The 14450-nt window shown below is 36.4% G+C and carries 11 protein-coding genes; all 11 read left to right on the top strand.

What is annotated here, in order from left to right; genetic code table 11:
* The first annotated feature begins 17 nt into the window (after window positions 1–17).
* The 11 genes from H628_RS0100135 (at window position 18) to hrcA (ending at window position 14446) form a co-directional block, all read left to right on the top strand.
* Window positions 18–1715: a proline--tRNA ligase gene (locus H628_RS0100135; RefSeq protein WP_027824610.1), complete on the top strand. Its 1698-nt coding sequence runs from the start codon at window positions 18–20 to the stop codon at window positions 1713–1715.
* A gap of 10 nt (window positions 1716–1725) precedes the next feature.
* Window positions 1726–6018 carry a PolC-type DNA polymerase III gene (locus H628_RS0100130; RefSeq protein ID WP_027824609.1) on the top strand — a complete coding sequence of 1431 codons (4293 nt, stop codon included), beginning with the start codon at window positions 1726–1728 and terminating at the stop codon, window positions 6016–6018.
* A gap of 102 nt (window positions 6019–6120) precedes the next feature.
* Window positions 6121–6597, top strand: coding sequence for a ribosome maturation factor RimP (gene rimP, locus H628_RS0100125; RefSeq protein ID WP_027824608.1), 477 nt, complete (start codon window positions 6121–6123; stop codon window positions 6595–6597).
* A 19-nt stretch (window positions 6598–6616) separates the two neighbouring features.
* Window positions 6617–7732 (top strand): transcription termination factor NusA, encoded by a 1116-nt coding sequence (gene nusA, locus H628_RS0100120; RefSeq protein WP_027824607.1) that lies wholly within the window; start codon window positions 6617–6619, stop codon window positions 7730–7732.
* A gap of 8 nt (window positions 7733–7740) precedes the next feature.
* Window positions 7741–8037 (top strand): RNase P modulator RnpM, encoded by a 297-nt coding sequence (gene rnpM / locus H628_RS0100115; RefSeq protein ID WP_027824606.1) that lies wholly within the window; start codon window positions 7741–7743, stop codon window positions 8035–8037.
* Window positions 8038–8340: a L7Ae/L30e/S12e/Gadd45 family ribosomal protein gene (locus H628_RS0100110; RefSeq protein WP_027824605.1), complete on the top strand. Its 303-nt coding sequence runs from the start codon at window positions 8038–8040 to the stop codon at window positions 8338–8340.
* A gap of 13 nt (window positions 8341–8353) precedes the next feature.
* Complete coding sequence (gene infB / locus H628_RS0100105; RefSeq protein WP_027824604.1) at window positions 8354–11053, top strand: translation initiation factor IF-2; 2700 nt, start codon at window positions 8354–8356, stop codon at window positions 11051–11053.
* Window positions 11054–11064: 11 nt separating this feature from the next.
* Window positions 11065–11418, top strand: a complete 354-nt coding sequence (locus H628_RS0100100) for a ribosome-binding factor A (RefSeq protein ID WP_027824603.1) — start codon at window positions 11065–11067, stop codon at window positions 11416–11418.
* Window positions 11419–11457: 39 nt separating this feature from the next.
* Window positions 11458–12351: a tRNA pseudouridine(55) synthase TruB gene (gene truB, locus H628_RS0100095; protein WP_027824602.1), complete on the top strand. Its 894-nt coding sequence runs from the start codon at window positions 11458–11460 to the stop codon at window positions 12349–12351.
* On the top strand, window positions 12338–13291 hold the full coding sequence (gene ribF / locus H628_RS0100090) for a riboflavin biosynthesis protein RibF (protein WP_201780422.1): 954 nt from the start codon (window positions 12338–12340) through the stop codon (window positions 13289–13291). Before truB ends, ribF begins: the two co-directional genes overlap by 14 nt.
* 117 nt (window positions 13292–13408) lie before the next feature.
* Window positions 13409–14446 carry a heat-inducible transcriptional repressor HrcA gene (gene hrcA / locus H628_RS0100085; protein ID WP_027824600.1) on the top strand — a complete coding sequence of 346 codons (1038 nt, stop codon included), beginning with the start codon at window positions 13409–13411 and terminating at the stop codon, window positions 14444–14446.
* Window positions 14447–14450: the final 4 nt, after the last annotated feature.

The following is a 14450-nucleotide window of genomic DNA, read 5'->3' as shown; positions in this document are numbered from 1 at the left end:
ATTTAGGGAGTTTATTTATGCGTCAATCAAACTTTTTTATGCCTACTTTGAAAGAGGCTCCTGCTGATGCAGTAGCAGAAAGTCATAAAATAATGATTAGAGGTGGATACATTCGCCAAGTGACTGCAGGTGTGTATTCATACTTGCCATTAGGTTACCGTGTATTACGTAAAGCCGAAAGAATCATTGAAGAAGAAATGGAACGGATTAATGTTCCTGAAATGATTATGCCTCACTTGTTGCCTGCAACTTTATGGCAAGAATCTGGTCGTTACTACAAATATGGTGATGAAATGTTTAAGCTAAAAGACCGTCATGGTCGTGACAGTCTTTTAGGCCCCACTCATGAAGAAACATTTACTGAAATCATTGCTAAAAACTTAAAGAGTTACAAGCAAATGCCACTTGCTCTTTACCAAATTCAAACTAAGTTCCGTGATGAAAATCGTCCAAGATTTGGTTTATTGCGTGGTCGTGAATTTGTAATGCTTGATGGCTACAGCTTTGCAGCTACAAGAGAACAATTAGATAAGCAATTTGATGACCAGAAAGCAGCATATAAGCGTATTTTCAAACGTGCTGGTGTAACTGTTCACCCAGTTATTGCTGACTCAGGTACAATGGGCGGTAAAAATTCAACTGAATTTCAAGCTCCAGCGGCAATTGGTGAAGATACTATTGCCACTAATGAAAAAGGCTCTTACGCAGCAAACCTTGAAATGGCTAAGAGTATTGATACCTTTAAACAAGAACCTGAAGAATTGAAGTCAATGGAAAAAATTGCTACTCCAGGTTGTGAAACTATCGATCAATTAACAGAATTCTTGAACGTTCCTGCTACTCGAATTGTGAAGAGTATCTTGTACATGGCTGATGACCAAAAGATTTTAGTTTTAATTCGTGCTGACAAGCAAATTAATGAAGTAAAATTAGGTCATTTATTGGATGCTAATGAAGTTCGTGAAGCAACAGCAGATGAATTAGTTAGTGTAACTGGTAGCCAAAAAGGTGGAGTAGGTCCTGTGGATGCTGATTGGGCAGATAAAATTATTGCTGATGAAACAGTTAAGGGCTTATACAACGTTGTTGTTGGAGCAAATGAAACTGGTTATCAATTCCAAAATGCCAACTTAGAACGAGACTTCAAAGTTGATGAATTTGCAGATATTAGAACTGCGAATGAAGGTGAACCTGATCCAGTTGATCACTTACCACTTCAATTTACTACTTCAATTGAAGTTGGCCATATTTTCAAGTTAGGTACATACTACACTGAAACTATGGGTGCTGATTTCCTTGACCAAAATGGTAAGACTCAACCAGTTATCATGGGTTCATACGGTATTGGTGTAACAAGAATGTTATCTGCAGCAGTTGAACAAAACTTGACCGAGCACGGTGTTGCATGGCCTAAGGAAATTGCACCATTTTCCCTTCACTTAATTCAAATGAAAATGAATGATGAAGATCAAACTAAATTAGCTGAGAAGTTAGAAGCAGAATTCTCAGAAAAGTATGATGTCTTATATGATGATCGAAAAGAACGTGCCGGAGTTAAGTTTGCAGATGCAGACTTAGTTGGTGCACCTCTCAGAATTACTATTGGTAAAAAGGCTGCTGATGGAATCGTCGAAGTTAAACGTCCTACTGATGATAAAGCAGTAGAAATGTCAGTTGATGATCTTGCAGCTTTTGTAGCAAAAGAATTGGATTAAGGTAAAATTTGTGGCAAACTCAAACGAACTTTTTTTAAGATTGCTAAAACAAATTAAGTTTCCGGAAACCTTTAGTGACAATGATTTGTTGCAAAGGGGACAAATTGAAAACGTGGATGTTTACGGCAAAGAACGTACGTGGAAAATCCACGTTTTTTTTGATACTCCGTTAAAGTTTGAAACTTATAATGCTTTAGTTAAGTTAATAGATCAGGAATTTACTGATTTTGTATCAGTTAGTTTAGTAATTAGGACCCAAGATGGATCAGATAAGAACTTGAGTGAATATTGGAAATATGCTGTGTCTCATTCTAAAGCTCTACCCCCAATGGCACGTGAGACATTGCAAAATAAGACTCCACAAAAACAGGGTAATGACTGGATAATTCCAGTTGATACTCAAATGTTGGCTCAAGCTGTAACTGATTCTGATCTAGATCAATTGACAGAAGAATTTAGGAGCTACGGTTTCTTTAATATCAAATTAAAGGTACAGGTAAATGAAACTAGCGAAGATGCAAATCTTGCTTCACTAGAACAGTTGCAAGCTGAACATGAGCAAAATATGAACGTGGCGTTTCAAAATGCACCTGAAAAGCCAAAGCCTCGAAGAACTAAGCAATCTAATTTTGGTAAGGCTGAAATTAGTAGTTCTAGTTTAGTTCAAATTAAAGAGCTTGAAGATGGTACTAGGAACGTAGCTATTGAAGGACATATCTTTAATACCGATATTAGAGAATTAAAGTCTGGTGCTGTAATCTTTAGTGGAGAAATTACAGATTATACTGATTCAATTGCCTTTAAGAAATTTGTTAAAGATGATGAGCAAATTGAAATGGTCAAAGGTATAAAGCCAGGGGTCTGGGCTAGAATGCAAGGTAGCGCATTAGACGATCAATGGGAACATGATGTTGTGTTCAATATCACTAATATGAAAATAATTGAACATGTTGGTCGGACAGAGAAGTATGAAGGTGAAAAAAAACGAGTTGAATTACACTTACATACTAATATGTCCCAACTTGACGCTACAAATACAGCGACCGATTTCATTAATACAGCAAAGAAATTTGGTCAATCAGCAATTGCAATAACTGATCATGGTGACGTGCAATCATTCCCTGAAGCCTATCGAACTGGTGGCAAAGTTGGGATGAAGATACTGTATGGGCTAGAGGCAAATATGATTGATGATCATGCACTGCTTGTTTTGAACCCGGCAGACATGACGTACCAAAATCGTGAATTTGTAATTTTTGACGTTGAAACGACAGGGCTATCATCTGTCTATGACACCATCATCGAAATCGGTGCTGTTAAGATGAAAGATGGTGAAGTGATTGAAAGATTTGATGAATTTATTAATCCGCATCATCCTTTGAGTGAAACTACAATTAATTTGACTTCTATCACTGACGAAATGGTCTCAAAAGCTGACGATGAAGCTGAAGTTATTCGCCGATTTAAAGATTTTTATGGTGATCGCCCACTTTGTGGTCATAATGTTCAATTTGACGTCGGCTTTGTAAATGCTGCCTTAAAGAGAGCAGGCCTTTCTGAAATAACTCAACCTGTGGTTGATACTTTGGAAGTATCAAGATTACTTCATCCGGAACAAACTAGGCATACGCTAGATTCTCTTTGTAAAAAATATAATGTTGTTTTAGAGCACCACCACCGAGCAAATCAAGATGCCGAAGCGACAGGTTATTTAATGTTTAAACTTTTAGATGCATTTAATAAGCGGTTTGATCAAGATAATCTTGGTAAAATGAACGATTATGCTCAATATGGTCAGGTTTATAAGCGTGCTAAACCAACTCACATGACGATTTTGGCATTAAATCAAAAGGGACTAAAGAATATGTACAAGTTAGTTAGTGTAGCAAGTACAAAATTCTTTTATCGTGAACCACGTACTCCAATTAGTGAACTAAGAAAATATCGTGAAGGTTTGCTTTATGGTAGTGGTTGCTGGCAGGGTGATGTTTTCATCAATATGATGCAAAAAGGTTATGATGCTGCCAGAGAAAAAGCTAAATTTTATGACTTTCTCGAGGTTCAACCTCCAGCAGCTTATTCTCAACTGATTGCAGATGAATTAATTCAAGATGAAGAACAACTAGAAGAAATTATTTCTAATATCTACAAATTAGGACAGGAATTAAACATTCCAGTAGTTGCTACTGGTGACAGTCATTATGTCGAACAACATGATGGTATTTATCGAAAGATCTTATTAGCAGCTCAAAGAAGCAATCCTAATCGAAATAAGCCACTACCGGATTTGCATTTTTATTCGACTCAAGAAATGCTTGATGCTTTTGGCTTTTTGGGTGAGGATAAGGCAAAAGAAATTGTTATTGATAATACTAATAAGATTGCAGATCAGATTGATGAGATTGCACCGATAAAGAGCGGCTTATACCCACCACACATCAAAGATGCAGATCAGCAAATGATTGATTTGACTTATAATAAGGCTTATGAACTTTATGGTAAGCCCCTACCAAAGATTGTTAAGGATCGAATTGAACTAGAACTAAATTCGATTATTTCTAATGGTTATGCCGTTATTTATTTGATTTCACAAAAATTGGTAGCCAAGTCAAATAAAGATGGATACTTGGTTGGTTCTCGTGGGTCAGTTGGGTCAAGTCTTGTTGCGACAATGTCTGGTATTACAGAAGTTAATCCTTTGGCTCCACATTATCGCTGTCCAAATTGTAAATATTCACATTTCTATGAAAATGGGGAATATGGTTCAGGTTATGACTTACCAGATAAGAAGTGCCCAAAGTGTGGCACAGAATTAGTTAAAGATGGGCAGGATATTCCTTTCGCAACCTTCTTGGGATTCCACGGTGATAAGGTTCCTGATATCGATTTGAACTTCTCTGGTGACTATCAACCAGTTGCCCATAACTATATTAGAGTTATGTTTGGACCTGCTAACTCCTTTAGAGCGGGTACTATTTCTACGGTTGCCGATAAAACAGCCTATGGTTATGCAAAGCATTATGAAGAAGAACGAGGTTTAAATCTTAGAAGTGCTGAACTTGATCGACTTGCTTCAGGTACTTCAGGAGTTAAGCGAACAACTGGACAACACCCTGCCGGAATTGTTGTAGTTCCAGATGATATGGATATTTATGATTTTACGCCAGTACAATATCCAGCTGATGATTTGAATGCAGCATGGCTTACAACTCACTTTGACTTCCACTCAATTCACGATAATATTTTGAAATTCGATATTCTGGGACACGATGATCCAACGATGATTAGAATGCTTCAGGATCTTTCTGGAATTGATCCAATGACAATTCCACCAGATGATCCTGGAGTTATGTCACTTTTTAAAGATACTGAAATTTTAGGCGTAACACCCGAGCAAATTGGTTCGCAAACTGGGACTCTAGGCGTGCCAGAATTTGGTACTAAGTTTGTTCGCGGGATGCTTGAAGAAACTAAGCCAACAACTTTTTCAGAATTACTCCAGATTTCTGGGCTTTCCCACGGTACAGATGTATGGCTTGGAAATGCTGAAGACTTAATCAATCAAGGAATCTGTAAGTTGAAGAATGTAATTGGTTGTCGTGACAACATTATGATGGACTTAATCCACTGGGGTGTAAAACCAGAGGTTGCATTTTCAACAATGGAATCAGTTCGTCACGGTAAAGGGATTAGTGATGAAAATATGGCTGTCTTAAAGCAAAATGATCAGATTCCTGATTGGTATATTCCATCTTGTTTAAAGATTAAGTATATGTTCCCTAAGGCTCACGCTACTGCTTATATCTTGATGGCATTGAGAATTGCGTGGTTTAAGGTTTATTATCCTGTAATTTACTACACTTCATACTTCTCAGTTAGAGCTGATTTATTTGATTTAGTAGCTATGAGTCACGGTAAAAATAGTGTTAAAGCTGCAATTCAAAGAATTCAAGATGAAGGGAACGACGCAAGTGCTAAAGACAAGAGTTTGTTAACTGTTCTTGAAATTGCAAATGAATGTCTTGAGCGAGGAATTAAAATTAAGATGGTAGATGTTAATGAATCAGATGCCCTTAATTTTAAGATTCTTGACAACAATACAATTTTAGCTCCATTTAACGCCGTTCCAGGCTTAGGTGATAATGCGGCTAAACAAATTGTAGCTGCTAGAGCTGAACAGAAATTCCTTTCAAAGGAAGACTTGAGTAAACGCGGAAAAGTTTCTCAAACAATTATGGACTACTTAGAAGTTAATGGTGTCTTAGAAGGGATGCCAGATCAAAACCAGTTATCATTGTTTTAGTTTTGCTTATTTGTAAAATTTATGATAAACTCAAGTAGAAGTTCGAATAATTAATTCGAGTGAGCAGCAATGCTCACTCTTTTTATTACGGAGGAAGTTTTTTTGTCAAAAATCATTGATCAAGTAAGTGAACTAATTAAACCTTTAGCTGAAGCTAGAGGTGATGAACTGGTTGATGTTGAGTATGTTAAAGAAAAGACTCAATATTATTTAAGGGTATATGTTGATAAGCCCGAAGGTGGAATTGATATTGAAGAAATTGCTCAATTAAGTGAGTTAGTTTCTGAAAAATTAGATTCATTAAATCCTGATCCATTTCCAGATCCATATGTTTTAGAACTATCTTCACCTGGATTAGAACGTCCATTGAAGAATGAACGGGATTGGGAAAGAGCAGATGGAAAATACATCCATGTTAATTGTTATCAAAAAATTGATGGTGAGAAGTCTTTCGAAGGAACATTAATCCACCGTGATGAAGAAAAAATTGATTTGAAGATTAAGATTAAGACTCGAACCAAAGAAATTAGTATTCCAGTTAAAGCAATTGCAAACGCAAGATTTGCGATTGAATTTTAGAGAGGTCTGATTAAGATTTATGACTAAAGAAATGTTAGATGCTTTTGCTGTTTTAGAATCTGAAAAAGGTATCAAGCAAGAGGTTATTGTTGAAGCAATTGAAGCTGCATTGGTGGCCGCATACAAGAAGAATTATAATCAAGCCCCTAATGTTGAAGTTGAATTTGATGAGAAAAAGGGCAACTTCAAGGTTTTAGCAGTTAAGACAGTTGTAGATGAAGTTCAAGATGATCGTCTTGAAATTTCATTAAAAGATGCATTAGCTATTAACAAAGCATATGAAGTTGGTGACACAATTCAATTTGAAGTTACACCAAAAGACTTCGGGAGAATTGCAGCTCAAACTGCTAAGCAAGTTATCATGCAACGTCTTCGTGAAGCGGAACGCAGTCATATCGTTGATGAATATTCTCAATATCAAGATGAAATTGTTACTGGTGTTGTTGAACGTCACGATAATCGCTTTGTTTACGTCATGATTGACAAAGTAGAAGCTGTTATGCCTCGTGGTGACCAAATGCCTAACGAAACTTATAATCCTCAAGATAAAATCAAGGTTTTGGTTACTAAAGTTGGTACTGATTCAAAAGGAGCTCAAATTGTAGTTTCTAGAACTGCACCAGATATGGTTAAGCGCCTTTTTGAACAAGAAGTTCCTGAAGTGTATGATGGTACCGTTGAAATTGTTTCAGTTGCTCGTGAAGCAGGGGACCGTACTAAGATTGCAGTTCGCTCAGATGATCCAAACATTGACCCAGTTGGTACTTGTGTAGGCCCTAAGGGTGCAAGAGTTCAAAATATTGTTAATGAACTTGGTGGCGAAAATATTGATATTGTTAAATATGAAAAAGATCCTGCTGATTTCATTGCAAATGCTTTGAATCCTGCAGAAGTAATTGCTGCTCAATTTGGTGAGGATGAAGACGAAAAGAGTGCACTAGTTATTGTACCTGATTATCAATTATCACTTGCTATTGGTAAGAAGGGGCAAAATGTAAGATTAGCTGCTCGTTTGACTGGCTATAAAATTGATATTCGTCCTGAAAGTCAAGTAGAATTTGTGGATGAAAATACTGAAGATAACGCAGCTTCAGATGATTTAAGTTCAGAAACTGATAATGAAAAACAAGAATAGGTGATTTTTTGAAAAAGAGAAAAGTTCCTATGCGGAAAGATTTATTAACTAATACAATGCAACCAAAAAAAGATTTGGTTAGAATTGTAGTTAATAAAGAAAAAGAAGTTTCCGTTGATCCAACTGGTAAAATGCCTGGTCGTGGTGCTTATGTTTCTTTAGAACCTGAAAAAATTGCTGCTGCTCAAAAGAGTGGGATTCTTGAAAGAAGCTTAGGTGCTAAAATTGAAGCTAGTTTTTATGATGAACTATTTCAATATGTAGACCACCAAAAGGCTAGAAAAGAATTATTTGGTGATAAATAATTGCAAAATAAGCAAAAGATCCTTAATTTTTTAGGATTAATTCAAAAAGCAGGCAAATTAATATCCGGTACAGACTTTGTCTTACAAGCCTTGAAAGATCACAAAATCAAAGTCTTGATTTTAGCAAGTGATTTAGCTCCTGCAACAAGAGAAGACCTGGTTAAGTTGGCTGAAGCCGTTAATGTGCCGGTTATTGAAAAGTATAATGCACTTGAATTGTCAACCGCTATTGGTCGTAGCCGTAAGGTGCTTGGCGTTAGCGATAATGGCTTTTCAAAGGCGTTACTTAAAAAAATAAATTAAGGAGTGTGATTCGATGGCTAAAAAAAGAATTTATGAATTAGCAAAAGAATTGGGTGTTGATAACAAGGTAATCGTTGATAAGGCGAAAGCTTTAGGTTTTGACATTAAAAATCACATGTCTTCACTCATCGATGAACAAGTGAAATCAATCAAAAATAATTTAAAAGGCAACACTCCATCTAAAAACGCTGAAAAAGAAGAGAAAAACGAAAAGAAACCTGAGAAAAAGAGTAAGATTAAGCTATCTGTTTCTGCAATTCGTCGCCCTTCAGCAAAGAAGCATGAAGTTAAAAAACATAATTCTAATCATGCGCAAAAGAAGAACTTTAACGAAAAGAAAACAGAAAACCATGTTAGAAAAAATGCGGAACCACAAAACAATAAGGCCCGCGATTTACTAACCCAGCTTCAACAAAAACAACGTGCTGAACAAGGTGAATTAAGTCGTGAATCCGATAAAGCACGTAAGCAATGGAATAACGAAAAGACTACTGATACAAATACGCAAAAGTCAGTAGCAAATCCTGAAAAGAAAGAAACTAGAGAAGTGACTAATAAATCAGAAGAAAATAAGCCCAAAAAGGTTTTAGGCCCTAAGATTCTTAAGCCTTCTCCTGCGAGAAATAAACCTAAAGCTGAAAGTGGCACTACTAATTCAAATAATAACCGTGGTCGTTCAAATAATCGACCAGCTAGAAAGAATAATAGTAATCCATCATTGCCTAAGACTCCTCGAATGCCAGTAATGCCTGAAGAGACTAAAGATAGTCGTCGTAATGGTAATGGACATGGCCGTAACACTGGTAAGCCTGGTAGAAAGGGCCGTGACAATAACTTTGACCGTCGTAATGAACATTCTGATAAGATGGAAAGACGTAAGCGTAAGAATAAGCAAAACCACTTTGAAGAAAGAAAGCCAAAGACTGTTAGAAAAGAACGTCCATTACCAGAAGTATTAGTCTTTGAAGAAGGGATGAATGCTCAGGATTTAGGTAAATTACTTCACCGTGAACCAGCTGAAATCGTTAAAAAGCTCTTCATGTTGGGAGTAATGACTAATCAAAACCAATCTCTTGACAAAGATACGATTGAACTTTTAGCAGCTGAATATGGTATTGATGCCAAGCAAAAAGTACATGAAGATATCTCTGATATTGATAATTTATTTGATAAGGGGATGAAGGCTGCTAAAGAATCAGGTAACTTACAAGATCGTCCACCAGTTGTTACTATTATGGGTCACGTTGACCATGGTAAGACAACTTTATTAGACCGTTTACGTCATACTAATGTTTCTGAACATGAAGCAGGTGGGATTACGCAAAAGATTGGTGCCTACCAAGTAAGAGTAGATGATCGTTTGATTACCTTCCTTGATACTCCTGGACACGCTGCCTTTTCAAACATGCGTGCACGTGGAGCTGAAGTTACTGATATCGTTGTTTTAGTTGTTGCTGCTGATGATGGTGTAATGCCACAGACTATTGAAGCAATTGACCACGCAAAATCAGCTAAGGTTCCAATTATTGTAGCAATCAACAAGATGGATGCACCTGGTGCAAATCCAAGCCACGTAACTGAACAATTAATGAAATATAATTTAATTCCTGAAGATTATGGTGGCGACACAATCTTTGTTAACATTTCTGCTAAGACTGGTGAAAATGTTGAAGATTTATTACAAATGATTTTACTTCAAGCTGATGTGCTTGAACTTAAGGCTGACCCAAGTCAAAAGTCAATTGGTACTGTAATTGAAGCTCGTTTATCACGTGGTCGTGGACCAGTTGCCGATATTTTAGTTCAACAAGGTACTCTTGAAGTTGGTGACCCAATTGTAGTAGGTAACACTTTTGGTCGAGTTCGTGTTATGACTAACGATAAGGGTCTAAGAGTTAAAAAGGCAACTCCATCAATGCCAGTTGAAATTACTGGTTTAAATGATGTGCCAGAATCTGCAGACAAGTTTGTAGTCTTTGATGATGAAAAGACTGCTCGTGCTGTTGGTGAAGAACGTGCACAAAATGCTTTACAAAAACAACGTGAAAAAGTTCAACATGTTACTCTTGATAACTTGTTTGATACCATGAAGCGTGAAAATATGAAGGAAGTTGACATTGTTTTAAAGGCTGATGTTCAAGGCTCTGTAGAAGCATTAGCTCAATCACTTGAAAAGATTGATGTCGAAGGTGTAAGAGTAAACATCATTCACTCTGGTGTTGGTGCAATCAACGATTCAGATGTTACTTTAGCTAGTGCTTCAAATGCCTTTATTATTGGATTCAATGTTCGTCCAACTGCAACTGCTAAATCACAAGCAGAAAGTGATGAAGTTGATATTCGTTCATACAGTGTTATCTACAAGGCCATTGACGATGTTGAAGCTGCTATGAAGGGTATGCTTGAACCAACTTACGAAGAAAAGGTAACTGGTAATCTTACTATTCGTGAAACTTGGAAGGTTTCAAAGGTTGGTACAATTGCAGGTGCTTTTGTTGATTCAGGTTATATTCACCGTGATAGTGGCATTCGTGTAATTAGAAATGGTGTTGTTATCTATGATGGTAAAGTTGCCTCATTAAAGCGTTTCAAAGATGACGTTAAAGAAGTTAAGCAAGGATTTGATTGTGGTTTAACAATCGAAAACTATAATGACTTGAAGATTGATGACGAACTTGAAGCATACGAAATGCAAGAGGTTAAACCAGATTAAGGAGAAAAAGTATGAAACACAGAATTGGTCGAGTTGAAGGTGAAATCTTAAGAGAATTATCTAAGATTTTACAAAAGAAGATTCGTGATCCACGTTTAAGTGAGGTTACCTTGACTGCTGTAGAATGTACTAATGATTTCTCTTATGCAACAATTTATTATTCACTTTTAACTGAGGATAATAATGAAAAAGATGTTGCTGAAGGTCTTGAAAAAGCTAAAGGCATGATGCGTCACCTCTTAGGACAAGAGTTGACAGTTTATAAGGTGCCTGAATTAATTTTCAAACGTGATACTTCAGTTCAATATGGTAGTAAAATTGATCGTTTGATTGCTCAATTAAAAAAGCAAGAAAATGAACGTTAAAAAAGCGCCTTTTAGGCGCTTTTATTGTAGGGAGAATTTATGATAAACGGAATTTTAGTAATCAATAAAAGTAAAGGCATGACTAGTGGTGATGTAGTATACAAATTACGAAAAATTTTGAAAACCAGAAAAATCGGTCACGCAGGGACTCTCGATCCTGAAGTTGAAGGCGTACTACCCATTGCAATTGGTCAAGCAACCAAGCTGATTGAACTAATGCATGAGAAACCAAAGGCATATGAAGGTAGCGGACTTTTTGGCTTTTCAACCGATAGCTATGACTTAGATGGTAAAAAGTTAGCTGAAAAAGAATTAAATTCACCATATACCGCTGAGCAAATTCAGGATGGAATGAACTCGTTTTTAGGAAAGATTGAGCAGGTACCGCCAATTTATTCTGCTGTTAAAGTAAATGGGAAGCGGCTGTATGAATATGCCCGTGAAGGAATTGAAGTTGAAAGACCGGTCCGACAAGTAGAGGTAACAGGCTATGACTTAATTGGACAGCCTAAATTTGAACATGGGCAGGAGAGCTTTGATTTTAAAATTAAATGTTCTAAAGGAACATATGTCAGATCATTGGTAAATGATTTAGGTGATAAACTTGGTTGCCCAGCGGTTATGACATATCTTAAAAGAACTTCTAGTTCAGGTTTTGACCTTTCAAGTGTGGTAAAGTTAGAAGAGCTAGAAAACAAGCCAGAATTAGCTAAAAAAGTTATTTTGCCGATTGATTCATTCTTTAGTGACTATATTAAATATGATCTAACGGCTACTGAATGGAAAAAAGTGATGAATGGTAACACAATCTTAATTAATTCGGATGCAAAAAAGTTAGCTTTACGCTACAATAAAGTAGTTAAGGCTATATACCGCAAAGATGAAAACGGTTATCGGCCAGAACTAATGCTTTTACAAAATGAAGGAATGTAAGTTGAAGATTGTTCATTTAACCTATCCGATTGAAGATTCGGTAACCCCAGGTCCCATAGTGCTTGCTTTAGGCTTCTTTGATGGAGTGCACTTAGGTCATCAAAAATTAATCAAAAGAGCTAAAATTGTCGCAAATGAAAAGCATTTACCTTTGATGGTAATGACTTTTGATCGTCATCCCAAGGAAATATATGCAGGTAAGACTAATTTTCGCTATATTGATACTTTAACTGAAAAGGCAGATAAAATTGCAGCTTTAGGCGTTGACTATTTAGCGATAGCACCTTTTACTCATGGCTTTTCAAAGTTGAGTCCCCAGGAATTTGTCGATCAAGTTATTGTTGCTTTAAAAGCTGATACAGTAGTTGCAGGTTTTGATTATACCTTTGGACCTAAGGATGTTGCGAATATGGAGAATTTACCATATTTTGCCAAAAACAGGTTTGAAATCGTGATTTTACCAGAACAAACTAGTGGTGGCAGTAAGATTGGTTCTACAGCTATCAGAAAAGCAATTAAAGAGGGAAAGATTGATCTTGCTACTGAGTTACTAGGTAGCCACTATATTACCTCGGGTATTGTAGGGCATGGTAAGAGAAATGGTCATAAGCTTGGGTATCCAACGGCAAATTTAATTTTAGAAGATCGTAAAGTTATTCCGAAGATTGGAGTTTATGCTACGAGGACCTTAGTAAATGGTAAATGGTATGAGTCCATGACCAGTGTTGGTTACAATGTAACTATTGGTAATAGTAATCAAATTTACATTGAAACTAATATCTTTGATTTTGATGAAAATATTTATGATGAGCCTATCACCATTGAATGGTATAAATACACTCGTGGAGAAATTAAGTTTGATTCGCTTGATGAGCTAAAAAAACAGCTTGATTTGGATCAAATAGAGATTAAAAATTACTTTAGACACAAAAAAGACTAGCTTAGCTAGTCTTTTTTTGAAAAATATTAGCAAAGGACTTGCATTAGTGCTAATTTATTAGTATATTATTCATGTTAGCACATGAAAGTAATGAGTGCTAATTAAGAGGTCGAGATTATGTTAACCAAGCGTCAAGAGCTTATTTTGAAAACAATCATTAAGGACTTCACGCAAACGCATGAGCCCGTAGGCTCTAAGACTGTGATGAATCAACTTCCAATTAAGGTCTCAAGTGCAACCATTAGAAATGAAATGGCGCTATTAGAGGATAAAGGGTTAATTGAGAAGACTCACTCTTCTAGTGGCCGTATTCCATCAACAATGGGGTATCGTTACTACCTTGATAACTTAGTTGAACCTTTGCAGTTGCCTGAGTCCGTTTATAATCAAATCGTTTATCAATTAGATCGTCCATTTCATCAGGTGAATGAGATTGTCCAAGAGGCAGCTAAGATTTTGTCTGATTTGACTAATTATACAGCTTTTGCAGAAGGCCCGGAATCAAGACATGTTTTGATTACAGGCTTTAGAATCGTTCCGATTTCAGAACGACAGGTAATGGCAATTTTGGTTACCAGCAATGGTAATGTCCAAAGTCAGGTCTATTCATTACCTCGATTTGCAAATGGAGAAGAAATTGAAAAGGCTGTTCGTTTAATTAATGATCAATTAGTTGGCAAGAGCTTAAGTGAGATTTCTCCTGAAATGTTAGCTGATTTAGTAGAACATCGTTTAGGTGGTAATGCTACTGAGTTATTAAGCTTACTTTCAGATGTTTTGAAAGATGCGGCTAGTGAGCAAATGTATGTTGATGGACAAATTAATTTGCTAAATGATTCAACAGGTAATGTCCAGGATATTAGATCCTTGTATCAACTTTTCGATCAGAATGAGTTGGTTAGTGACTTGTTGAGTTTTGATGATGGCGATGACCATTTTCCTGTCCAAGTAAAGCTTGGATCAGAATTACCAAATGATTTGCTTAAGAACTATAGTTTGTTAACTGCAAGTTATAGCGTCGGCAGTCATGGTAAAGGAACGATTGCTTTATTGGGACCAACCAATATGCCATATTCTCAAATGATTGGGTTAATGGAATACTTCAGACAAGAATTAGCAAAGAAATTACTCGACTACTATGGAAAGTTTCAGTAAGGAG

The organism is Lactobacillus psittaci DSM 15354, assembly GCF_000425905.1.
Lineage (GTDB): Bacteria > Bacillota > Bacilli > Lactobacillales > Lactobacillaceae > Lactobacillus > Lactobacillus psittaci.
This window is presented reverse-complemented; position numbering and strand designations above follow the sequence as displayed.

Excerpts from the sequence above, each read along its gene's own strand:
- infB (WP_027824604.1), top strand. The coding sequence starts at position 8,354 with ATGGCTAAAAAAAGAATTTATGAATTAGCAAAAGAATTGGGTGTTGAT.
- nusA (WP_027824607.1), top strand. The coding sequence starts at position 6,617 with ATGACTAAAGAAATGTTAGATGCTTTTGCTGTTTTAGAATCTGAAAAA.
- hrcA (WP_027824600.1), top strand. The coding sequence starts at position 13,409 with ATGTTAACCAAGCGTCAAGAGCTTATTTTGAAAACAATCATTAAGGAC.
- truB (WP_027824602.1), top strand. The coding sequence starts at position 11,458 with ATGATAAACGGAATTTTAGTAATCAATAAAAGTAAAGGCATGACTAGT.
- ribF (WP_201780422.1), top strand. The coding sequence starts at position 12,338 with ATGAAGGAATGTAAGTTGAAGATTGTTCATTTAACCTATCCGATTGAA.
- H628_RS0100135 (WP_027824610.1), top strand. The coding sequence starts at position 18 with ATGCGTCAATCAAACTTTTTTATGCCTACTTTGAAAGAGGCTCCTGCT.
- H628_RS0100100 (WP_027824603.1), top strand. The coding sequence starts at position 11,065 with ATGAAACACAGAATTGGTCGAGTTGAAGGTGAAATCTTAAGAGAATTA.